This is a genomic window from Aquincola agrisoli (assembly GCF_036621135.1).
Taxonomy (GTDB): Bacteria; Pseudomonadota; Gammaproteobacteria; order Burkholderiales; family Burkholderiaceae_C; genus Aquincola; species Aquincola agrisoli.
Genome location: NZ_JAZIBG010000036.1, coordinates 294,184 through 315,682 on the forward strand (window position 1 = coordinate 294,184; position 21,499 = coordinate 315,682).

Here is a 21,499-nt window from a genome sequence, read left to right on the forward strand (position 1 = left end):
GCAATGGTGACGCGTAAACCCGCAGGTACGCAATATGATTCGAAAATCATTGAACTTGATGAAACTTCATGCGAAGCGGCCCCAGTCTCGTGCAACTTGATGCGGTAGACCGCGCCATCCTCACCGAGTTGCAGGCCGAGGGCCGCCTCACCAACCTCGAACTGGCGCAGCGGGTGCATCTGTCGCCTTCGGCCTGCCTGCGCAGGGTCAAGCATCTCGAGGAAAGCGGCGTCATCGCCCGCTACGTCGCCTTGCTGAACCCGAAGGCGGTCGGCCAACCGGGCACGAGCTTCACCATCGTCAACCTCGAATCGCTGAGCAAGGCGGTGATGGACGCCTTCGAGCGCGCGGTACGCGACGAACCGCAGATCCTCGACTGCCACTACGTGGCTGGCTCGAACGACTACCTCATCCGTTTCACGTACCACGACGCCGAGGACCTGGAGCGGTTCCACACCGACGTGCTCGGCCGCCTGCCCGGCGTGACGCGATCGAATTCGATGCTCGTGCTGCGCACGGTGAAGAAGACGACCGCGCTCAATCTTTGACGGCGGCAGCGCGGCGCGAGATCTGCGCGCAGAGGTAGGTCCAGACGAAGGCCGCCGCGGCCTGGCTGCTGAGTTCGGCATGGTCGAACGGCGGCGACACCTCGACGCAGTCCATACCCACGCAGTCGAGCCCGGCGAGGTCCTCCAGCACGCTCAGTACCTGGTGGCTCGCCAGGCCGCCCGGCTCGGGGGTGCCGGTGCCGGGCGCGAAGGCGGGATCGAGGCAGTCGATGTCCAGGCTGACGTAGAGCGGCGGATCGCCGTGCGCGGCCAGGCGGCGCCGGAGTTCAGCGGTGATCGGGGCCAGCTGCTCGGGGCTCTGGAGGCCGCGGAGTTCGCGGGCGGAGACGATGGCACCGCCTTGGTCGCGCACGTAGTCCCGCGCCTCGCGCCGGGCGGCCGACCGGATGCCCAGCTGCATGAAGCAGGGCTTGATGACCAAGCCTTCCTCCATGGCTTCGTACACCCACGTGCCGTGGCCGCTCGGCTCGCCGAAGTGGTCTTCCCAGGTATCGCAATGTGCATCGAAGTGCAGCACCGCGAGAGGCCGGCCGAGGTGCTCGGCGTAGCTGCGCAGCAAGGGCAGGGTGATCGAATGGTCGCCGCCCAGCCAGGCCATGTGATGACGCGCGATGAGGGGCGCGACGAGGGCCGGCATGGCACGGCGCATCGCATCGAGGCCGGTGTTGGGCAGCGCCAGATCGCCCGCGTCGCCGAGCAGGCCGTCCGGCGTGACGTCGAAGTGCGGGTGGATGCCGTCGCAGAGCATGTGGCTGGCCTCGCGGATCGCCCTCGGGGCCAGCCGGGCGCCGGGCCGGTTGGTCGTGGCACCGTCCCACGCGATGCCGGCGACGGCAAAGGGCTGGTCGGTGGCGGGCGGCGCCTTGAGGAAACCGCTGTCCGAAAGGTACGCGAAGCTCATGTCGACGATAGAAGGCAAGCTGTTTGCTTGAAGCACACTCGGCTTCATCATACGAACAGGCTGGATTGACATGCTTCCCGTCCTCGTCCTTCAGAACCTCACCAGCGACGGCCCCGCCTACCTCGGCACCTGGCTGCGCGAGCACGGCATTCCGGTCGACGTGCGCAACAGCCAGCAGGGCGATGCCTACCCGGAGCGGATCGACGGGTACCGGGCCCTGGCGCTCCTGGGGGGCGAGATGAGCGCCAACGATCCGCTGCCGTCCCTGCGGCAGGCCGAAAGCCTCTTCCTCCAGGCGCACCATGCCGGCCTGCCGGTGGTCGGCCATTGCCTCGGGGGCCAGCTGATGGCGAAGGCGCTCGGGGCGCGGATCACCGCGTCGCCCGCGCCGGAAATCGGCTGGCAGCAGATGGTGGTGAACGAGACCCCGGAAGCCCGGGCGTGGTTGGGCGAGGGTGCCGAGCACACGGTGATGCACTGGCACGGCGAAGCCTTCGAGTTGCCGGCCGGAGCCACCCCATTGGCCACGAGCAGCGCATGTCCCGTGCAGGCCTTCTCGTACGGCCGCCACCTCGCGATGCAGTTCCATGTGGAGGTCGACGAGGAGAAGCTCATGCGCTGGTCCGCGTCGGTCGATCCCGCCTACCTGCGGGCACAGGGGGAGTTTCCCGCGACGGTGCACAGCGGCAGCCGCATGCGTGCGGACGCCAAGCGTTGCCTTCCGCTGCAGCAGGCGCTGGCACGCCGGATCTACGAGCGCTGGATGGCTGCCGCGCCCGAGGGCTGACGGCATTTCACGAAGCCAAAAATTGCTTCCGCATCGTGAAATGACGGGCTGCTGCAATGCAGCAAAATTTTCCATGACGAAAGATGATATTCCACATTGAGAAATTCTAAGGGCAAGTTGTTGATTTAAAAAGAATTAAATTTATGTCTTATATAAGACATAAGTGTTCTGATGCGAGAGCGTGCGGGCTACGCTAGAGCCGTCTTCCGATCCTCGTTCACCTCTCCAAGGAGCCACCCATGACGACGCTGACCCGAGAACAACAAATCGCCGCCCTCGAGAAGGACTGGGCCGAAAACCCCCGCTGGAAGGGCATCAAGCGCGGCTACAGCGCCGCCGACGTGGTGCGCCTGCGCGGCTCGCTGCAGGTCGAGCACACGCTGGCCAAGCGCGGCGCCGAGAAGCTGTGGAACCTGATCAACAACGAGCCCTTCGTCAACGCCCTCGGCGCGCTGACCGGCAACCAGGCCATGCAGCAGGTCAAGGCCGGCCTGAAGGCCATCTACCTGTCGGGCTGGCAAGTGGCCGGCGATGCCAACAGCAACGGCGAGATGTACCCCGACCAGTCGCTGTACTCGGTGGACTCGGTGCCGAAGGTGGTGAAGAAGATCAACGCCACCTTCGCCCGCGCCGACCAGATCCAGTGGAGCGAAGGCAAGAACGACATCGACTACTTCGCGCCGATCGTGGCCGATGCCGAAGCCGGCTTCGGCGGCGTGCTGAACGCGTTCGAACTGATGAAGGCGATGATCGAGGCGGGTGCCGCCGGCGTGCACTTCGAAGACCAGCTGGCCGCGGCCAAGAAGTGCGGCCACATGGGCGGCAAGGTGCTGGTGCCGACGCGTGAAGCCGTCAGCAAGCTGGTGGCCGCGCGCCTGGCCGCCGACGTGATGGGCACGCCCACCATCCTGCTGGCCCGCACCGACGCGGAAGCCGCCGACCTGGTGACCAGCGACATCGACCCCAACGACAAGCCGTTCTTCACCGGCGAGCGCACCGTTGAGGGCTTCTACCGCTCCACCAACGGCATCGAGCAGGCCATCAGCCGCGGCCTGGCCTACGCCGAGTACGCCGACTTGATCTGGTGCGAAACCGGCACGCCGGACCTGGCCTTCGCGAAGAAGTTCGCCGACGCCATCCACGCCAAGTTCCCCGGCAAGATGCTGTCGTACAACTGCTCGCCGTCGTTCAACTGGAAGAAGAACCTCGACGACGCGACGATCGCCAAGTTCCAGCGCGAGCTGGGTGCGATGGGCTACAAGTTCCAGTTCATCACGCTGGCCGGCTTCCATGCGCTGAACTACTCGATGTTCAACCTCGCCCACGGCTACGCCCGCAACAACATGACGGCCTTCGTCGAGCTGCAGCAGGCCGAGTTCGCCGCCGCGGAGAAGGGCTTCACCGCCGTGAAGCACCAACGCGAAGTCGGCACCGGGTACTTCGATGCCGTGACCACCACGATCGAAGCCAACGCCTCCACGGCCGCGTTGAAGGGCTCGACCGAAGACGAGCAGTTCTTCGACAAGCACTGATCTGTCGACGAGCGACGGTCGCGGACCCCGCCGCGGCTGGACATGGCCCGGAGCGCACCCGCGCTGCCGGGCCTTTTTGATGGGCACTTCGGCGTCGAGGGCGGGATGGCTATGCTTGGCGCCCCCTTGTTGCCGATCCGCTTGCCCACCGGGTCCTGCCGCGTTGAACGCTCCGTCCCCCACACCCCAGATGGCCGCGCTGCTGGAGCGCATCCGCCGCGCCAACCGGCCGCCGTTCCGCTCGATGTCGCCGGTCGAGGCGCGCGCCGCCTACACCACCGCGGCCGAGGTGCTGGAGCCGCCGCGCGCACCTCTGCCGCGCGTGGTCGATCTCCAGGTGCCCGGCGGCGACGGCACCCCGCTGCCGGCGCGCCTGTACGCGCCGTCGACCGACGCCGGCCTGCCGGTGCTGCTCTACCTGCACGGCGGCGGCTTCACGATCGGCAACCTCGAAACGCACGACAGCCTGTGCCGCCAGCTCGCACTGCGCAGCGGCGGTGCCGTGCTGGCGCTCGACTACCGCCTCGCGCCCGAGCATCCCTTTCCCGCCGCGGTCGAGGACGTGTGGTCCGCCTTGCGTTGGCTGGCCGACGCAGGGGGACGCCTGCTGGAGCTGGACGCCCGCAGGCTGGCGATCGGCGGGGACAGCGCGGGCGGCACCCTGGCCGCCGTCGGGGCGCTTCACGCGCGCGACATCGGGCTCGCGCTGGCCCTGCAGGTGCTGATCACGCCCGGGACCACCGCGCACGCCGATACCGATTCCCACCAGCGGTTTGCGAAGAGCCTGCTGCTGGAGGCCGAAGACATCGCCTGGTTCTTCGATCAATACATCCCCCATGCGCAGCGCACCGACTGGCGCTTCGCTCCCTTGCTTGCCGACGAACTCGAGGGTGTCGCGCCCGCCTTCGTCCTGCTGGCCGAATGCGATCCGCTGGTGGATGAAGGGGTGGCCTACGCCGACAGACTGCGCCTGGCCGGCGTGCCCGTCGAACTCGACATCGTCCGCGGGATGACGCACGACTTCATCAAGATGGGCCGTGCGTTGCGCGAGGCCGGCGTGGCGCAGCAAGCCATCGGCGACGCGCTGCATGCGGCATGGAGGCCATTCCCATGAAACGAACCGAGTTCCGCTTCCTCGAGCGTCTTCGGGTGCGCTGGGCCGAGGTCGACCTGCAGCAGATCGTCTTCAATGGCCACTACCTGATGTACTTCGACACGGCCGTGGCGGGCTACTGGCGCGCGATGGCCTTGCCGTACCAGGACACGATGGCCGCCCTGGGGGGCGACCTGTACATGCGCAAGACGACGGTGGAGTACCTTGCGTCGGCCCGCTTGGACGAGCTGCTCGACGTCGGTGTGCGCTGCGGCCGCATCGGCAACTCGTCGCTGGTCTTCCATGCGGCGGTGTTCCGGGGCGAGCAATGCCTGGTGCATGGCGAACTGGTCTACGTCTTTGCGGATCCCCAGACGCAGACCAGCCGGCCACTGCCGCAGGATCTGCGTGGCGCGCTGGACGCGTTCGAGGCCGGGCAGCCGATGGTGGAGGTGCGCATCGGCAGCTGGGCCGAACTGGGCGAGCATGCGCAGCGCATCCGCAGCCGGGTGTTCGTCGACGAACAGCGGATCCCGGCCGCGCTGGAGTGGGACGCCGCCGATGCCGCCTGCACCCATGCGCTGGCCGTCAACCGCTTCGGCTGCCCGCTGGCCACCGGCCGGCTGCTGGAGCATGTGCCGGGCGTGGCCAAGATCGGCCGGATGGCGGTGCTGCCGGTGGCACGAGGCAGCCACGTCGGCCGTGCCGTGCTCGATGCGCTGCTGGCGGCCGCACGCGCGCGGGGCGACCATGAAGCGCTGTTGCACGCGCAGCTGAGCGCCGCGCCCTTCTACGCGCGCGCCGGGTTCGTTGCCCGTGGCCCGGTTTTCGAGGAGGCCGGCATCCCGCACGTCGAGATGGTGAAGGCCCTGTAGCTCAGGCGGGGAGCGGCGACGGGTACTCGGTTTCGGTCATGCGGGCCGAGTCGACCGACCAACGCGGCGCGTTGGGGGCAGGGGGCCAATCGGGCAGCACGGCATGGCGGAGCGCCTCCAGGCTGCCGTCCGACCGCCAGCTCCGTTCGTACAGGTGCGTGACGGTGCGGGCGCCCGTTCGCTCGACGATGACGACGATCGAGCTGCGTGTGCCATAGCCAAGCTCAGGCGTCGGCCCGGGCATGCGCACAAAAGCGCTGGACAGGCTGCGTTCACGGTCCAGCGGGATGCCCGTGCGGGGCAGGTCTTCGTCGGCGCACGGGGCAGGGTCGGCGAGCGCGGCAAAGAGGCGATCTGCCAGGCCTTGCGGGCTCCGGGTCGCGGCCAGCGCTGAACGCGTCGCGGCCTTCAAGGCGACGACCTTGGGCCAAGGGGTGTCGAGCAGCGCGTTCGACACGCCGAACAGCCCCGAATCGAGCCGCCGAGGCGCCGCCTCGGCGCCGCACCAGAAGCGCTCGTCGCGGGTGAAATCGAACGCGACGAGGTTGAACGGGTTGTAGCCTTCGAGGCCGATCTGCACCCAGAAGCGGGACGAGGGTTCGTCGCCTCGCAGCCAGCGGGCCACGATGGCACCGCGCGAGGGGGCGCCAGGATCCATGCTGCCCGGGCGCCGTACGTTGGTGACCAGGGCCAGCCGGCCCTCGGCGGAGAGCGCACACCAGCTGCCCCCGGCCTGCAGATCCCGCCCACCCAGGACGACCGGGCCGCCGCCGTCGAGCAGCCACCAGCCCATGCGCGCCGTCGGGCGCCGGTAGTACTCGTCGCGGTTCGCGGCGAGCACGAAAGGGTAGCGGCGGTGCTGGTCGACGGAAAGCGCGGCTAGGCACATGGCTCGAACCACTCCGCGTGGCGCACGCCGTCGATCCAGCGCCCGAGGCAGGACGCGGCCTCGCGCTCGATCTCGCCGGCCAGCGCCTGGATCAGGTCGCCGCCCGCGGGAGCGGTGTCTTCAGCGGCGTAGATCTCCATCAGCGTGGCGTGCGATGCGGCGGACGAGGGCGCCGTTGCCGGTGCGCGCTTGACGAGCAGTTGCACGGCGAGGCCCGGATGGCGCCGTGCCAGGTCGGACTGCATCCGCCCGGCAGCGGCGAGGCTCTGCGCCAGGTCGTCGCAAGCCACGCGGTAGTAGATGTAGAGCTGAAGTGATCGGGATGACAGCACCGCGATCACTTTAATGGATGTTCGCGAGCGATGTCAGTCCGATACGGCTGGAAACGCATACGGCAGTGCCTGCTTGTGCAATGCCGGTCCCTGCGGCGAGCCCAAGTGCAGGTCGGCATCGGCGAGCGCAGCCAGTTTCACTTCGACCAGCGCAAGCGCGGTGTCGCCCGCCATGCTGCCGTTGACCACCATGCCGGCGGGCTGCCCCGGGTCCTTCGCATCAAAAACCTCCTGCCCCGGTTCGGCCGGCGAGCCGAGCGAGAACAAGGCGGCCCGGCGCTTGAGCGTGCCGCGGTACTGGCTGCGCGCGACGATTTCCTGCCCCGGATAACAGCCCTTCTGGAAGCTCACGCCGCCGACCAGTTCCAGGTTGACCATCTGCGGAACGAACTGCTCGACGGTCGCGGCGACGATGCGGGGCACCCCGCTGCGAACCTCCAGTGCATCCCACACCGATGCCGCCAGCGCCGGCAGGGCAGGCTGCGCGGCGCCGGGCGGACCGACCCACAAGGCCCGGGGGGTGCCGTCCACATCGGGCAGGCGCAGCACGTCGGCCGGGCCGTGTGCGGTCACCGCCCAGGCCGCGGCGGGCCAGGCGGCGCCGAGCGACTCGGCCGCCGAAGCGCCGGCCAGCCCATGGACGGCCAGCTCTGCGCTGGCGTCGGTCAACTTGCACTTGGCGCGCAGCACGAACATCGACAACCGCTTGAGCGTGGCAGGGAGCAGGTCGGCGCTGCAGGCGAGCAGCAGTTCGTCTGCCTGGTTGCGCCACACCACGAAGCTCGCCAGCAGGCGGCCCTTGGCCGAGCAGTACCCGGCCAGCCGCGCCTGGCCGGCGGCCAGCTGGGCGACATCCTGCGTCAGCTGACTGTTCAGGAAAGCGGCGGCGTCAGGACCGGCCGCGCGGATCACGCCCCAATGCGGCAGTGCCACGGCGCCGTTTGCATCGGGTGGGGAAAGGGTGGTATCCATGGCCCATTATCATCAGCCGCTGGGCCGGACAGGCGTGGGGCTGGGCATACCGGATGAGAGCGGTTCGGCGGATCTTGGCGATGGGCGTGCTGCTGGCCGCCCTCGCAGCGGCAGGGGTGGCGGGCGCTGTGGCATGGTGGCTGAATCGGCCCTTGCCGCTGATGCAGCCCAGCGTCGAGTTGTCGATCGAGCCGGGCACACCGCCTCGCGACGTCGCCCAGGCGTGGGTGGCCGCCGGCGTGGCGACGCACCCCCGGTTGCTCTACGAGTGGTTCCGCTGGTCCGGCGACGCCCGGCGCATTCGCGCGGGGAGCTACGAGATCGAAGCCGGCACCACGCCGCGCCGGCTGCTCGACAAGATGGTGCAGGGCGACGAGGTGCTCGAGACCGTGCGCCTGATCGACGGCTGGACCTTGCGGCAGTTCCGCGAGGCCCTGGCACGGGCGCCGTCACTCAAGCCGCTGACGCAAGGGCTGTCCGACAGCGAACTGATGGCAGCCATCGGCGCCCCTGGCGTGCCCGGGGAAGGGCGGTTCTTCCCGGACACCTACGCCTACAGCCGCGGCGTGAGCGACCTGACCGTGCTCAAGCGCGCCCACGCCGCCATGCAGCGCCGGCTCGCCGAAACCTGGGCCGAGCGCGCCCCCGGGCTGCCGCTGAAGAGTGCGGACGAGGCCCTCACGCTGGCCTCCATCGTGGAAAAGGAAACAGGCGTCGCTGCCGACCGACCGCTGGTGGCCGGCGTCTTCACCAACCGCCTGCGCATCGGCATGCCGCTGCAGACGGACCCGACCGTGATCTACGGGCTCGGCGCGGCCTTCGACGGCAACCTGCGCAAGCGCGACCTCCTGGCCGACACGCCCTACAACACCTACACCCGCGCCGGCCTGCCACCCACGCCGATCGCGATGCCGGGGCTGGCCTCCCTGCGCGCGGCCGTGCAGCCCGCGCCGACGAAGGCGCTGTACTTCGTGGCGCGCGGCGACGGCAGCAGCGCCTTCAGCGACAACCTCGCCGACCATAATCGGGCCGTCAACCAGTACCAGCGCCAGCGCAACAGCAAGTGAGCAGCACTCCAGGGCGATTCATCAGCTTCGAAGGCATCGATGGCGCGGGCAAGTCTTCGCACATCGAATCGGCCGCCGCATGGGTCCGCGATCGGGGCCAGACCGTGGTGGTGACGCGCGAGCCGGGCGGCACGCGCCTGGCCGAGCAGTTGCGCGGCCTCGTGCTCGGCGAAGCGATGGACCCGCTGACCGAGACCCTGCTGGTGTTCGCTGCCCGCCGCGATCACCTGCAGGTGGTCATCGAGCCTGCGCTGGCCCGTGGCGACTGGGTGCTGTGCGACCGCTTCACCGACGCGACGTTCGCCTACCAGGGCGGCGGCCGGGGATTCGACCTGACGGTGCTCGATCGGCTGGAAGACTGGGTGCAACAGGGCCGGCAGCCGGACCTGACGGTGTGGTTCGACCTGCCGCCACCGGTCGCCGCCGAACGCCGCGCCGCCGCGCGTGCGCCGGACCGTTTCGAACGCCAGGACGAGGCCTTTTTCACCCGGGTGCGTGACGGCTATGCCCGCCGCTGCATGCAGGCGCCGCATCGCTTTGCGCGCATCGACAGCGAGCACCCCCGCGAGGCGGTCTGGCAATCGATCCGCGAGTTGCTGGAAACCCGGGCATGGTGACCGGGCCCGACGGTGCGCTGAGCCTGCCCTGGTTGCGGCCCGTGCTCGACCGTGCCCTGGCGCAGGTGCGCGGGCATTCGACACTGGTACACGGCCCCGGCGGCGTGGGGCAGTTCGAGCTGGCGATCGCGCTGGCGCAGGCCTGGCTGTGCGAGGCGGAAGGCCCCGGCCAGCGGCCCTGCGGACGCTGTGCCGCCTGCCACCTGATGCAGGCGCGCATGCACCCTGACTTCCACCTGCTGCTGCCCGATGCGCTGCGCGAGCCGCTGGGCTGGGGAGGCGACGCCGAGGGCGGCGCAAAGGAGGGCGGCGAGGGGAAGAAGGCGAAGCCCAGCCGCGAGGTGCGCGTCGAGGCCGTGCGCGCCGCCATCGACTGGAGCCAGCAGACCTCGTCGCGGGGGAAGGGCAAGGTGGTCGTCATCCACCCCGCCCAGGCCATGAACGCCATCGCGGCCAACGCCCTGCTGAAGACGCTGGAAGAGCCCCCGGGCTCGGTGCGGTTGCTGTTGTGCACGCACGACCCCGAAAGCCTGCTGCCGACGATCCGCAGCCGCTGCCAGCGGCTGGCCGTTCCCCGGCCGGAGCGGGCCGTGGCGCTGGCCTGGCTCGAAGCGCAGGGCGCCCGGGAGGCCGACGTGCTCTATGACGCGTCCGGCGAGCAGCCGCTGGAGGCCGTGGCGATGCTGCGTGTCGGCATCGATGCCGCGGCCTGGCGCCGCCTGCCTGCCTCGCTGCAGCGCGGCGAGGCATCGGCGCTGACGCCTTGGCCGTTGCCCCGTGCGATCGATGCGCTGCAGAAGCTGTGCCACGACCTGATGGCCGCGGCCGTCGGCGCGCCAGCCCGCTACTTCGCGGCGGCCGACCTGCCGCCGGGCGCGGCGCTGCCCGCGTTGGCCGGCTGGCAAGCCAGCCTGCGCCGCGCCGCGCGTCACGACGAGCATCCTTGGAATGCACCGCTGCTGGTCGAGGCGCTGGTGGCCGAGGGCCGCGCGCTGTGGCCGCCGGCGCGCGCCGGCACGCCCCATCGCTTGGGTACACTGAGCTCTCGATGAACGAGCCCGCTTCGCGCAACGCCCCGCTGGCCCCGGCGCCGCTGGGCAGCACCGCCGCCAGCGCCACCCGGCCGAGCGTCATCCAACTGGTGTTCCGCGACAAGGCGTCCCTCTACGCGGCCTACGTGCCGCTGTTCTCGGAGGGCGGCCTCTTCGTGCCCACCACGCGCGACTACCGGCTCGGCGACGAGATCTACCTCCTGCTGTCGCTGCCCGACGATCCGCAGCGTTACCCGGTGGCCGGCAAGGTCGGCTGGATCACGCCGGCCAACGCCTCTGGCGGGCGCACGCAGGGCGTGGGCGTGCGTTTCCCGACCGACGAAAAAACCCGCGTGATGCGGTTGAAGATCGAGGAACTGCTCGGCACCTCGATCCAATCGGCCAAGCCCACGCAGACCATCTGAATCCGTGTACGTCGATTCCCATTGCCATCTCAGCATGGCCGAATTCACCGGCCGCATGCCCGAAATCCGCGCGGCGATGGCCGACGCGCAGGTCGATCGCGCGCTCGTCATCTGCACCACGCTCGAAGAATTTGACGCCGTGCATGCGCTGGCGCTCCAGCACGACAACCTCTGGGCCAGCGCCGGCGTGCACCCGGACACCGAAGGCCTTCGCGAGCCGACGCTGGACGACCTGCTCGAACGGGGACGCCTGCCGCGTGTGGTCGCCATCGGGGAGACCGGCCTCGACTACTACCGGCTCAACGGCCGCAGCGTGGCCGACATGGCGTGGCAGCGCGACCGTTTCAGGGTGCACATCCACGCTGCCCGCATGCTGGACAAGCCGCTGGTCGTCCACACGCGCAGCGCCAGCGAAGACACGCTGGCGGTGCTGCGGGAGGAGGGGGGCGGCGCGGTGCGGGGGGTCTTCCACTGCTTCACCGAGACGGCCGAGGTCGCCCGCGCGGCGCTGGACCTGGGCTTCCACATCTCCTTTTCCGGCATCCTGACCTTCCGCAACGCGCAGGATCTGCGCGACGTGGCGCGCTGGGTACCGATGGACCGCCTGTTGATCGAGACCGACAGCCCCTACCTCGCCCCGGTGCCTTTCCGAGGCAAGGTGAACCAGCCAGCTTACGTGCCGCGGGTCGCTGCGCAACTGGCCGAGCTCAAGGGCTGCACGCCGGAGGAGATCGGCCATGTGACGAGCGCCAACTTCGAGCGCCTGTTCGCGGTGCCCCCGTGCGATCGGCAGGGGACCGCATGACGCGCCATCCCACAGACCGCCGGGACGCGCTGCGCCTCACCGTCGCCGCGGTGCTGGCGGGGGCGGGCCTCGCCGCACGCGCCGGTTCCTACGACGACTACTTCCGGGCGATCGATATCGACGCGCCGCACATCGTCGCCGACCTGCTGCGCCGGGGCTTCGATCCCAATGCGCGCGACGAGCGCGGCCAGGTCGGCCTGTACCTGGCGCTGCGCTCGCCGTCGCCCAAGGTGGCCGAGGTACTCTGGTCCCATCCCCAGCTCGACTTCGACGCACCCAACAACGCCGGCGAAACGCCGCTGATGATGGCGGCCATGAAGGGCGAGGTCGACTGGGTGCGGCGCTTGATCGCGCGCGGCGCCCGCATCAACAAGCCGGGCTGGAACGCGATGCACTACGGTGCGATTGCCCCCGACCAGCGGGTGATGCAGCTGCTGCTGGCCAACGGCGGCGACATCGCCGCGCGCAGCCCCAACGGCACCACGCCGCTGATGATGGCCGCCCGCAACGGCGACGAGCGCACCGTCGATCTGCTGCTGCAGCGCGGGGCCGATCCGACAGCACGCAACGACCGCAACTTGTCGGCGGCGGACTTGGCCTTGAGCCAGGACCGCGACAACCTCGCAGCGCGGCTCCAGAAGCTGACCCGCTAGAAGTTGCGCCTGACACGGGTGTCGGTGTTTGTCCGACGCGTGCTTTGGCGAGCGGACGACTGTCGTCGCCGAGCGGCCATTTCTACAGTAGCTTCATCGTGAGCGCGTCGCTCGCGGCGTTGGAGATGAAGATGCTGAAGACGATCGCTGCCAATCCGTTTGCGCTCATGGTCCATCCCGAAACCGTTCTCCAGGCCGTGGAGCGTTCCGAGCGCTTGGCCCGGCTGCACAGCCGGGTGTGCCGCCCGCTGGACAAACCGTTGATCCCGAAGAGCGGCGAAGTCGGTGCATTCGACCAGGACATTGATGCGGAACTGGACGAGGTCGAGACGTCCTGACTTTCGACAATGAAGATTATGTCAATAAGTTGAGGTGGGAATCCGCAGCCCGCGTTTCCGTGCTGCCCACCTCGCTGCGGGCTACCTAGCCCACCCCTTGCTCATCCAGCGTCGCGTTTGTCAAACGTCGAACGTCCACGCGAGCAGTTCCGCCGTACGCCGAACCACCCAGACCGCCTCCTGCGGCGTCACGGTATCGGGCGAAGCCTGCAACCCTTGCAGGGTGCGGCGCAAGACGATGTCCTCTGGGAGATCGTCGCGGAACTGAACTGCCTGGCACTGCTCGGTGAGCAAGGTGGCCAGGTCTTCGCACAGCTCGTAGCGCGCCGTGAGCTCGGTGCGCGGCAGCGATGGGCGCTTGCCCGGTCCGCTCACGTACAGCGCGATGAACGACTCGGGGATCACGATCTGGCTGGTGTCGTCCATGGACGGCTTTCGACTGCATAAACAGCGCTCGATTGTCTCAGCCCAACGCGCGCACCACCTCCGGCGGTGCCTGCACCAGCTCGATCAGCACGCCCTCGCCGCCGATCGGGAACTCCTCGTTGCCCTTGGGATGGATGAAGCAGATGTCGTGGCCCGCCGCGCCGCGGCGGATGCCGCCCGGTGCAAGGCGCACGCCGTTGGCGTGCATCCACTCGACGGCCTTCTGCAGGTCGTCGACCCAGAGCCCCACGTGGTTCAGCGGCGTGATGTGCACCGCCGGCTTCTTCTCGGGGTCGATCGGCTGCATCAGGTCGACCTCGACCTTGTGCACACCGCTGCCCAGCGCGCAGATGTCCTCGTCGACGTTCTCCCGCTCCGAGACGAAGTTGCCGGTGATCTCCAGCCCCAGCGTGTCGACCCACAGCGCGCGCAGGCGCTGCTTGTCGGTGCCGCCGATGGCGATCTGCTGGATGCCCAGGATGCGGAAGGGTTTGGAGGTCATTCGAAGCTCACGATGGGTTGGTCGACCGACAGGCTCTCGCCCTTGCGGGCCAGCACCTCGCGCACGGTGGCGTCCTGCGTGGCGACGAGGATGTTCTCCATCTTCATCGCCTCGATGACGGCCAGCTTCTCGCCGGCCAGCACCTTCTGGCCCGGCTGCACCGCCACGTCGGCCAGCAGGCCCGGCATCGGCGCCAGCAGGAACCTGCTGGTGTCGGGCGGCGCCTTGTAGGGCATGAGCTTCTGGAACTCGGCCGCGCGCGGCGTGAGCACCAGCGCGTCGATGCGCGTGCCGTGGTGGCTGAGGCGCAGCGACAGACCTTGGCGTTCCACCTGCGCGGTGAACGGCCGGCCGTTGCAGCGGCCGGCGATGCGGATGTCGCGCAGCGTCCAGTCGCACGTGAAGTCGTAGCGCCGGTCGCCGATCGACACGACGATCGTGCCGTTGCTCTTCACCAGCACCGGCGTCTGCGTGTCGTTCCCTTCCTGGCCCTTCACCACCACGACGAAGTCCTCGCGCACGACGAAGCCATGGCCCGGCATCTGGCCCGAAAGCCCCTGCGCACGGGTGAGGTAGCGCACGTTCACCGCCGCGGCCAGCGCGACGAGGAACTGTGGATCGTCGTGCGCGACATCCTCGGCGCGGAACCCCTTTGGGAACTGCTCGGCGATGAAGCCGGTGTTGAAGTCGCCCGACACGAAGCGCGGGTGCGCCAGCAGTGCCGCCTGGAACGGGATGTTGCTGTTGATGCCGCGGATCACGAAGCCGTCGAGCGCCTCGCGCATCTTGGCGATGGCGTCGTTGCGGTCCTTCCCGTGCACGATGAGCTTGGCGATCATCGAGTCGTAGAACATCGGGATCTCGCCGCCCTCGTACACGCCGGTGTCCACGCGCACGCCGCCGAAGCGGCCGTCTTCGTACGGCGCGCCGCGCAGCGTCTCGGTGCCCTGCTCCAGGTCGGCCACCGGCGGGCGGTACTTCACCAGCCGGCCGGTCGAAGGCAGGAAGTTGCGGAACGGGTCTTCCGCATTGATGCGGCATTCGACCGCCCAGCCCTCGCGCTTCACGTCGGCCTGCGCCAGCGGCAGCGGCTCGCCGGCCGCCACGCGGATCATCAGCTCCACCAGGTCGAGCCCGGTGATGCATTCGGTGACCGGGTGCTCCACCTGCAGGCGGGTGTTCATCTCCAGGAAGTAGAAGCTCTGGTCCTTGCCGACCACGAACTCCACCGTGCCCGCGCTCTGGTACTTCACGGCCTTGGCCAGCTGCACCGCCTGCTCGCCCATGGCCTGGCGCGTGGCTTCGCTGATGAAGGGGCTGGGCGCCTCCTCGATCACCTTCTGGTGGCGGCGCTGGATGGAGCACTCGCGCTCCCACAGGTAGATCACGTTGCCCTGCGCATCGCCCAGCACCTGGATCTCGATGTGGCGCGGCTCCTCGACGAACTTCTCGATGAACACGCGGTCGTCGCCGAAGCTGTTGCGCGCCTCGTTGCGGCACGAGCTGAAGCCCTCGAAGGCCTCCTTGTCGTTGAACGCCACGCGCAGGCCCTTGCCGCCGCCGCCGGCGCTGGCCTTGATCATCACCGGGTAGCCGATGTCCCTGGCGATCTGCACGGCCTGCTCGGGCGTCTCGATCGCGTCGTTCCAACCGGGAATGGTGTTGACCTTGGCCTCGTTGGCCAGCTTCTTCGAGGCGATCTTGTCGCCCATCGCGGCGATGGAGTGGTGCTTCGGGCCGATGAAGACGATGCCCTCCTCTTCCACGCGCCGTGCGAACTCGGCGTTCTCGGACAGGAAACCGTAGCCGGGATGGATGGCCTCGGCACCGGTCTGCTTGCAGGCCGCGATGATCTTGTCGGCCACCAGGTAGCTCTCGCGCGACGGCGCGGGCCCCAGCAGCACGGCCTCGTCGGCCAGCTCGACGTGGCGCGCGTCGCGGTCGGCCTCGGAATAGACCGCGACCGTGCGGATGCCGAGCTTCTTCGCCGTCTTGATCACGCGGCAGGCGATCTCGCCGCGGTTCGCAATGAGGATCTTCTTGAACATGTCGGCGCCTTACAGGGGGATGTTGCCGTGCTTGCGCCACGGGTTGTCGAGCTTCTTGTCCTTCAGCATCACCAGCGAGCGGCAGATGCGCTTGCGGGTTTCGTGCGGCTGGATCACGTCGTCGATGAAGCCGCGCGCGCCAGCCACGAACGGGTTGGCGAAGCGGGCCTTGTATTCGGCTTCCTTGGCGGCCAGCTTGGCCGGGTCGCCCTTGTCTTCGCGGAAGATGATCTCCACCGCGCCCTTGGCGCCCATCACCGCGATCTCGGCATTCGGCCACGCGAAGTTCACGTCGCCACGCAGGTGCTTGGAGCTCATCACGTCATAGGCGCCGCCGTAGGCCTTGCGCGTGATCACGGTCACCTTGGGCACCGTGCACTCGGCATACGCGTACAGCAGCTTGGCGCCGTGCTTGATGATGCCGCCGTATTCCTGGCTGGTACCGGGCATGAAGCCGGGCACGTCGACGAAGGTGATGACCGGGATGTTGAAGGCGTCGCAGAAGCGCACGAAGCGCGCCGCCTTGATGCCGCTCTTGATGTCGAGGCAGCCGGCCAGCACCAGCGGCTGGTTGGCGACGATGCCCACCGTCTGCCCTTCCATGCGCGCGAAGCCGATGACGATGTTGGCCGCGTAGTCGGGCTGGAGTTCGAAGAAGTCGCCGTCGTCCACCACCTTGGTGATCAGCTCCTTCATGTCGTAGGGCTTGTTCGGGTTCTCCGGCACCAGCGTGTCGAGCGAATGGTCGAGCCGGTTGGCCGGATCGCCGCTGGGCCGCACCGGCGCCTTTTCCTTGTTGTTGAGCGGCAGGTAGTTGAAGAAGCGGCGCAGCATCAGCAGCGCCTCCACGTCGTTCTCCAGCGCCAGGTCGGCCACGCCGCTCTTGGTGGTGTGGGTGATGGCGCCGCCCAGCTCCTCGGCGGTCACCTCCTCGTGCGTCACGGTCTTCACCACCTCGGGGCCGGTGACGAACATGTACGAGCTGTCCTTCACCATGAAGATGAAGTCGGTCATCGACGGGCTGTACACCGCGCCGCCGGCGCAGGGGCCCATGATCATGCTGATCTGCGGGATCACGCCCGAGGCCATCACGTTGCGCTGGAACACGTCGGCATAACCGCCGAGCGAGGCCACGCCTTCCTGGATGCGCGCGCCGCCCGAATCGTTGAGGCCGATCACCGGGGCGCCGACCTTCATCGCCTGGTCCATCACCTTGCAGATCTTCTCGGCATGCGCCTCGCTGAGCGCGCCGCCGAAGACGGTGAAGTCCTGGCTGAACACGAACACGAGGCGGCCGTTGATCATGCCGTAGCCGGTGACGACGCCGTCGCCCGGCGGGCGGTTGGCTTCCATGCCGAAGTCGGTGCAGCGGTGCTCGACGAACATGTCCCATTCCTCGAACGTGCCGTCGTCGAGCAGCAGGTCGATGCGCTCGCGCGCGGTGAGCTTGCCCTTGCCGTGCTGCGCGTCGATGCGCTTCTGGCCGCCGCCCAGGCGGGCCTTGGCGCGCTTGGCTTCGAGCTGTTCGATGATGTCGTGCATGAGCTTCTGGCCTCTCGGTTGGATTCGGTTCGTGGCGGTGCTTCAGTTCATCAGGTCGAGCAGGCGCCGGGCCGCGACCGATGCCGCGAGCCGGCCGGCGCGCACCTCGGCGGTGACGGCGGGCAGCATGTCGCGCACGCCGGGGTGATGGCGGAAACGGTTCTTCAGCCCGGCCTCGATGCGCTCCCACATCCAGGCCTGGTCCTGCGCATGGCGCCGTGCGGCCAGCCGGCCGTTGGCGGTCTGCAGTTCGCGGAAGCGGCTCACCTGCGCCCAGAACTCGGGCAGGCCCTGGCTCTTCAGCGCACTGAGCTGCATCACCTGCGGATGCCACAGCGATTGATCGTGCATCGCGTTGCCGTGCTGGCCGAAGAGCCGCAGCGCCGAGGTGATCTGCGCGCGCGCCCGCGTGGCCGCGGCCTCGTCGAGGTCGGCCTTGTTGATAACCACCAGGTCGGCCAGCTCCATCACGCCCTTCTTGATGGCCTGCAGGTCGTCGCCGGCATTGGGCAGCTGCAGCAGCACGAACATGTCGGTCATGCCGGAGACCGCAGTCTCGCTCTGGCCGACGCCGACGGTCTCGACGATCACCACGTCATAGCCCGCGGCCTCCGCGACCAGCATCGATTCGCGCGTGCGCTCGGCCACGCCGCCCAGCGTGCCGCTGGCCGGGCTGGGGCGGATGAACGCGTTCTCGTTGACCGACAGCATCTCCATGCGCGTCTTGTCGCCCAGGATCGAGCCGCCCGACACGCTGGACGACGGGTCGATCGCCAGCACCGCCACACGGTGGCCCTGCCCGATGAGGTACAGCCCCAGCGCCTCGATGAAGGTCGACTTGCCCACGCCCGGCACGCCCGAGATGCCCAGGCGGAACGAGCGCCCGCTCTTCGGCAGCAGCGTGTTCAGCACCTCGTCGGCACGGCGGCGGTGGTCGTCGCGGGACGATTCGAGCAGCGTGATCGTCTTGGCGATGGCGCGGCGCTGGGCCGGGCCGGGCGCCCCGATCACGGCATCGACCAGCGCCTGGTCGGCGGTGGGCAGCATGTCGTCGGCAGCCCTCAAGCCGCGGCGGCCAGCGACCGCTTGATCTGTTCCAGCACGTCCTTCGCGCTTGCTGGGATCGGCGTGCCCGGGCCGTAGATGCCCTTCACGCCGGCTTCGTACAGGAAGTCGTAGTCCTGCCGCGGGATCACGCCGCCAACGAAGACGTTGATGTCCTCCGCGCCCTGCGCCTTCAGCGCCGCGACGATGGCCGGCACCAGCGTCTTGTGGCCGGCAGCCAGCGTCGAGACGCCCACCGCATGCACGTCGTTCTCGATCGCCTGGCGCGCGCATTCCTCCGGCGTCTGGAACAGCGGGCCCATGTCGACGTCGAAGCCCAGGTCGGCGAAGGCGGTGGCCACCACCTTCGCGCCACGGTCGTGGCCGTCCTGGCCCAGCTTGGCGATCATCACGCGCGGCCGGCGGCCCTGTTCCTCGGCGAACTGGTTGATCTCGTCCTTGAGCTTGTCCCAGCCCTCGGCCGAGTCGTAGGCCGCGGCGTACACGCCGGTCACCTTCTGCGTGTCGGCGCGGTGGCGGCCAAACACCTTCTCCAGCGCGTCGGACACCTCGCCCACCGTGGCTCGCAGGCGGATGGCCTTCACCGTCAGGTCGAGCAGGTTGCCTTCGCGGGTTTCGGCGCAGGCGGTCAGCGCGTCGAGCGCGGCCTGCACCGCGGCGCCGTCGCGCTTCGCCTTGATCTGCTGCAGGCGCGCGATCTGGCTGTCGCGCACCTTCACGTTGTCGATGTCGAGGATGTCGATCGGGTCTTCCTTGGCCAGCTTGTACTTGTTGACACCGACGATCACGTCCTGCCCCGAATCGATGCGCGCCTGCTTCTCGGCCGCGCTGGCCTCGATCTTCAGCTTGGCCCAGCCCGAGTCGACCGCCTTGGTCATGCCGCCCATGGCCTCGACCTCTTCGATGATGGACCAGGCCTTGTCGGCCATGTCCTGGGTGAGCTTCTCCATCATGTACGAGCCGGCCCAGGGATCGACCACGTTGGTGATGTGCGTCTCTTCCTGGATGATGAGCTGCGTGTTGCGCGCGATGCGGGCGCTGAACTCGGTGGGCAGCGCGATGGCTTCGTCGAAGCTGTTGGTGTGCAGGCTCTGCGTGCCGCCGAACACCGCGGCCATCGCCTCGATGGTGGTGCGCACGACGTTGTTGTATGGGTCCTGCTCGGTGAGGCTCCAGCCCGAGGTCTGGCAGTGCGTGCGCAGCATCAGGCTCTTGGGATTCTTCGGCTCGAACTCTTTCATGATCCGCCACCACAGCAGGCGCGCGGCGCGCATCTTGGCGATCTCGAGGTAGAAGTTCATCCCGATCGCCCAGAAGAAGCTGAGGCGACCGGCGAACTCGTCGACGTCCAGGCCCTTGGCCAGCGCGGTCTTCACGTACTCCTTGCCGTCGGCCAGCGTGAAGGCCAGCTCCAGCGCCTGGTTGGCGCCGGCTTCCTGCATGTGGTAGCCGCTGATCGAGATCGAGTTGAACTTCGGCATGTGCTTGGCCGTGTACTCGATGATGTCGCCGATGGCCCGCATGCTCGGCTCGGGCGGGAAGATGTACGTGTTGCGGACCATGAACTCCTTGAGGATGTCGTTCTGGATGGTCCCGCTCAGCTTGTCCTGGCTCACGCCCTGCTCTTCCGCCGCCACGATGTAGCCGGCCAGCACCGGCAGCACCGCGCCGTTCATCGTCATGGAGACGCTGACCTTGTCGAGCGGAATGCCGTCGAACAGGATCTTCATGTCCTCCACGCTGTCGATCGCCACGCCGGCCTTGCCGACGTCGCCCGTGACACGCGGATGGTCGCTGTCGTAGCCGCGGTGGGTGGCCAGGTCGAAGGCCACGCTCACGCCCTGCCCGCCGGCGGCCAGCGCCTTGCGGTAGAACGCGTTCGATTCCTCGGCGGTGGAGAAGCCCGCGTACTGGCGAATGGTCCACGGCCGCACCGCGTACATGGTGGCCTGCGGGCCGCGCAGATACGGCGCGAGGCCCGGCAGCGTGTCGGTGTAGGGCAGCCCCTGCACGTCGGCCGCGGTATAGAGGGGCTTCACGACGATGCCCTCGGGCGTGTGCCATTGCAGCGCAGACAGATCACCACCAGGGGCCGACTTCGCCGCGGCCTTCTCCCAGGCCGGCAGGCCGTTGGCGGAGGTCAGCGTGTCGGTCGCGGGCGTGGGCTTGGAATCGGACATGGGAGGCTCTCCAGGCGCGGGCGGAAGGCCGCGGCGGCTCGATGGACGGCGGGAAGCAGGGGTTGCCACGCACTGGACATCCGGCTCTGCGCCACGCCATAATTCAGAATTGAATTATGGATGTCGGCGCGCCGTGATGTCAAATCCTGCCGAGATGTCAGAGACCTTGATTCCCACCCGCAGCACCGCCGCCCGGCCGCTGTACGAGCACGTCGCCGAGCGCCTGCGCGGCGGCATCCTGTCGCACCAGCTCGCTCCGGGCAGCTGGATCGACGAGCAGCGCCTGTGCGGCGAGTACGGCATCAGCCGCACGCCGCTGCGCGAGGCGCTGAAGGTGCTGGCCACCGAAGGCCTGATCACGATGAAGCCCCGGCGCGGCGCCTACGTCACCGAGATGTCGGCCCGCGACGTGACCGACGTCTACCACCTGCTGTCGCTGCTGGAGAGCGACGCCGCCGGCGACGTGGCACGTCGGGCCTCGGCCGAGCAGCTGGAGGAGCTCGGCCGGCTGCACGCCGAGCTGGAGACGGCCGTCGACGACCGCGAGCGCTTCTTCCGGCTCAACGAAGCGTTCCACATGCGCATCCTCGACATCGCCGACAACCGCTGGCGCACGCAGATCGTGGTCGACCTGCGCAAGGTGATGAAGCTCAACCGCCACCACTCGCTGTTCCGCGAAGGCCGGCTGGCCGATTCGCTCGCAGAGCACCGCGCGGTGATGGACGCCCTGCGCGCCCGCGACGCCGCCGCGGCCGAGGCGCTGACGCGCGAGCACTTCCGCAACGGCCTGGCCGCTGCCACGCAGCGGGCGCCGACCCTGCCGTGAGCCGCCGGCGATCCCGCCGCCGGG

23 protein-coding genes are annotated in these 21,499 nt (G+C 68.7%); 13 read left to right on the forward strand and 10 right to left on the reverse strand.

What is annotated here, in order from left to right:
• Positions 1 to 68 precede the first annotated feature (68 nt).
• Positions 69 to 548 (forward strand): Lrp/AsnC family transcriptional regulator, encoded by a 480-nt coding sequence (locus V4F39_RS17905; protein ID WP_332291114.1) that lies wholly within the window; start codon positions 69 to 71, stop codon positions 546 to 548.
• On the opposite strand, the gene V4F39_RS17910 is transcribed toward V4F39_RS17905, so the two are convergent.
• Entirely contained in the window at positions 538 to 1,470 is a 933-nt protein-coding gene (locus V4F39_RS17910) for an agmatinase (protein WP_332291558.1), read from the reverse strand. The two genes, V4F39_RS17905 and V4F39_RS17910, sit on opposite strands and share 11 nt — an antisense overlap.
• Before the next feature lie 70 nt (positions 1,471 to 1,540).
• Here V4F39_RS17910 and V4F39_RS17915 point away from each other — a divergent pair, with 70 nt between their 5' ends.
• The 4 genes from V4F39_RS17915 to V4F39_RS17930 all read left to right on the forward strand — a co-directional run bounded on the left by V4F39_RS17915 (position 1,541) and on the right by V4F39_RS17930 (position 5,757).
• Positions 1,541 to 2,257, forward strand: a complete 717-nt coding sequence (locus V4F39_RS17915; protein WP_332291115.1) for a type 1 glutamine amidotransferase — start codon at positions 1,541 to 1,543, stop codon at positions 2,255 to 2,257.
• 239 nt (positions 2,258 to 2,496) lie between these two features.
• Positions 2,497 to 3,789 (forward strand): isocitrate lyase, encoded by a 1,293-nt coding sequence (aceA, locus tag V4F39_RS17920; protein ID WP_378234990.1) that lies wholly within the window; start codon positions 2,497 to 2,499, stop codon positions 3,787 to 3,789.
• Positions 3,790 to 3,979: 190 nt separating this feature from the next.
• Positions 3,980 to 4,903 carry an alpha/beta hydrolase gene (locus tag V4F39_RS17925; protein ID WP_332291561.1) on the forward strand — a complete coding sequence of 308 codons (924 nt, stop codon included), beginning with the start codon at positions 3,980 to 3,982 and terminating at the stop codon, positions 4,901 to 4,903.
• Entirely contained in the window at positions 4,900 to 5,757 is an 858-nt protein-coding gene (locus V4F39_RS17930) for a YbgC/FadM family acyl-CoA thioesterase (protein ID WP_332291117.1), read from the forward strand. The genes V4F39_RS17925 and V4F39_RS17930 overlap by 4 nt, the downstream gene beginning before the upstream one ends.
• A 1-nt stretch (position 5,758) precedes the next feature.
• Here V4F39_RS17930 and V4F39_RS17935 read toward each other — a convergent pair whose 3' ends face one another.
• From V4F39_RS17935 to ygfZ, 3 genes are read right to left on the reverse strand one after another with little or no spacing between them, the layout of a single operon-like run.
• Positions 5,759 to 6,646: an NRDE family protein gene (locus V4F39_RS17935; protein ID WP_332291119.1), complete on the reverse strand. Its 888-nt coding sequence runs from the start codon at positions 6,644 to 6,646 to the stop codon at positions 5,759 to 5,761.
• Positions 6,637 to 6,978, reverse strand: coding sequence for a DUF4936 family protein (locus V4F39_RS17940; RefSeq protein WP_332291120.1), 342 nt, complete (start codon positions 6,976 to 6,978; stop codon positions 6,637 to 6,639). Before V4F39_RS17940 ends, V4F39_RS17935 begins: the two co-directional genes overlap by 10 nt.
• Before the next feature lie 33 nt (positions 6,979 to 7,011).
• The gene (gene ygfZ / locus V4F39_RS17945; RefSeq protein WP_332291122.1) at positions 7,012 to 7,950 is read right to left on the reverse strand and encodes a CAF17-like 4Fe-4S cluster assembly/insertion protein YgfZ; all 939 of its coding nucleotides are present in this window, start codon (positions 7,948 to 7,950) and stop codon (positions 7,012 to 7,014) included.
• 53 nt (positions 7,951 to 8,003) lie between these two features.
• Here ygfZ and mltG point away from each other — a divergent pair, with 53 nt between their 5' ends.
• The 7 genes from mltG to V4F39_RS17980 all read left to right on the forward strand — a co-directional run bounded on the left by mltG (position 8,004) and on the right by V4F39_RS17980 (position 12,886).
• Entirely contained in the window at positions 8,004 to 9,017 is a 1,014-nt protein-coding gene (gene mltG / locus V4F39_RS17950; RefSeq protein ID WP_332291123.1) for an endolytic transglycosylase MltG, read from the forward strand.
• Positions 9,014 to 9,634: a dTMP kinase gene (gene tmk, locus V4F39_RS17955; protein WP_332291124.1), complete on the forward strand. Its 621-nt coding sequence runs from the start codon at positions 9,014 to 9,016 to the stop codon at positions 9,632 to 9,634. The genes mltG and tmk overlap by 4 nt, the downstream gene beginning before the upstream one ends.
• Entirely contained in the window at positions 9,628 to 10,686 is a 1,059-nt protein-coding gene (gene holB / locus V4F39_RS17960; RefSeq protein WP_332291125.1) for a DNA polymerase III subunit delta', read from the forward strand. The genes tmk and holB overlap by 7 nt, the downstream gene beginning before the upstream one ends.
• Positions 10,683 to 11,090, forward strand: coding sequence for a PilZ domain-containing protein (locus V4F39_RS17965; protein ID WP_332291126.1), 408 nt, complete (start codon positions 10,683 to 10,685; stop codon positions 11,088 to 11,090). The genes holB and V4F39_RS17965 overlap by 4 nt, the downstream gene beginning before the upstream one ends.
• Positions 11,091 to 11,094: 4 nt before the next feature.
• Positions 11,095 to 11,895, forward strand: a complete 801-nt coding sequence (locus V4F39_RS17970; protein WP_332291128.1) for a TatD family hydrolase — start codon at positions 11,095 to 11,097, stop codon at positions 11,893 to 11,895.
• Positions 11,892 to 12,548 (forward strand): ankyrin repeat domain-containing protein, encoded by a 657-nt coding sequence (locus V4F39_RS17975; RefSeq protein ID WP_332291130.1) that lies wholly within the window; start codon positions 11,892 to 11,894, stop codon positions 12,546 to 12,548. Before V4F39_RS17970 ends, V4F39_RS17975 begins: the two co-directional genes overlap by 4 nt.
• A 131-nt stretch (positions 12,549 to 12,679) precedes the next feature.
• The gene (locus V4F39_RS17980) at positions 12,680 to 12,886 is read left to right on the forward strand and encodes a hypothetical protein (protein WP_332291131.1); all 207 of its coding nucleotides are present in this window, start codon (positions 12,680 to 12,682) and stop codon (positions 12,884 to 12,886) included.
• Between the two features lie 120 nt (positions 12,887 to 13,006).
• Here V4F39_RS17980 and V4F39_RS17985 read toward each other — a convergent pair whose 3' ends face one another.
• From V4F39_RS17985 to scpA, 6 genes are read right to left on the reverse strand one after another with little or no spacing between them, the layout of a single operon-like run.
• On the reverse strand, positions 13,007 to 13,312 hold the full coding sequence (locus V4F39_RS17985; protein WP_332291132.1) for an ATPase with chaperone activity: 306 nt from the start codon (positions 13,310 to 13,312) through the stop codon (positions 13,007 to 13,009).
• Between the two features lie 37 nt (positions 13,313 to 13,349).
• Positions 13,350 to 13,814 (reverse strand): VOC family protein, encoded by a 465-nt coding sequence (locus V4F39_RS17990; protein WP_332291133.1) that lies wholly within the window; start codon positions 13,812 to 13,814, stop codon positions 13,350 to 13,352.
• Positions 13,811 to 15,862, reverse strand: a complete 2,052-nt coding sequence (locus tag V4F39_RS17995; RefSeq protein ID WP_332291135.1) for an acetyl/propionyl/methylcrotonyl-CoA carboxylase subunit alpha — start codon at positions 15,860 to 15,862, stop codon at positions 13,811 to 13,813. The genes V4F39_RS17990 and V4F39_RS17995 overlap by 4 nt, the downstream gene beginning before the upstream one ends.
• A 9-nt stretch (positions 15,863 to 15,871) precedes the next feature.
• Positions 15,872 to 17,404: an acyl-CoA carboxylase subunit beta gene (locus tag V4F39_RS18000; protein WP_332291136.1), complete on the reverse strand. Its 1,533-nt coding sequence runs from the start codon at positions 17,402 to 17,404 to the stop codon at positions 15,872 to 15,874.
• Positions 17,405 to 17,446: 42 nt separating this feature from the next.
• The gene (meaB, locus tag V4F39_RS18005; RefSeq protein ID WP_332291138.1) at positions 17,447 to 18,451 is read right to left on the reverse strand and encodes a methylmalonyl Co-A mutase-associated GTPase MeaB; all 1,005 of its coding nucleotides are present in this window, start codon (positions 18,449 to 18,451) and stop codon (positions 17,447 to 17,449) included.
• Positions 18,452 to 18,465: 14 nt separating this feature from the next.
• Entirely contained in the window at positions 18,466 to 20,649 is a 2,184-nt protein-coding gene (gene scpA, locus V4F39_RS18010) for a methylmalonyl-CoA mutase (RefSeq protein WP_332291139.1), read from the reverse strand.
• Positions 20,650 to 20,803: 154 nt separating this feature from the next.
• Between scpA and V4F39_RS18015 the strand changes: the two genes are divergently transcribed.
• Positions 20,804 to 21,475, forward strand: a complete 672-nt coding sequence (locus tag V4F39_RS18015; protein ID WP_332291140.1) for a GntR family transcriptional regulator — start codon at positions 20,804 to 20,806, stop codon at positions 21,473 to 21,475.
• Positions 21,476 to 21,499: the final 24 nt, after the last annotated feature.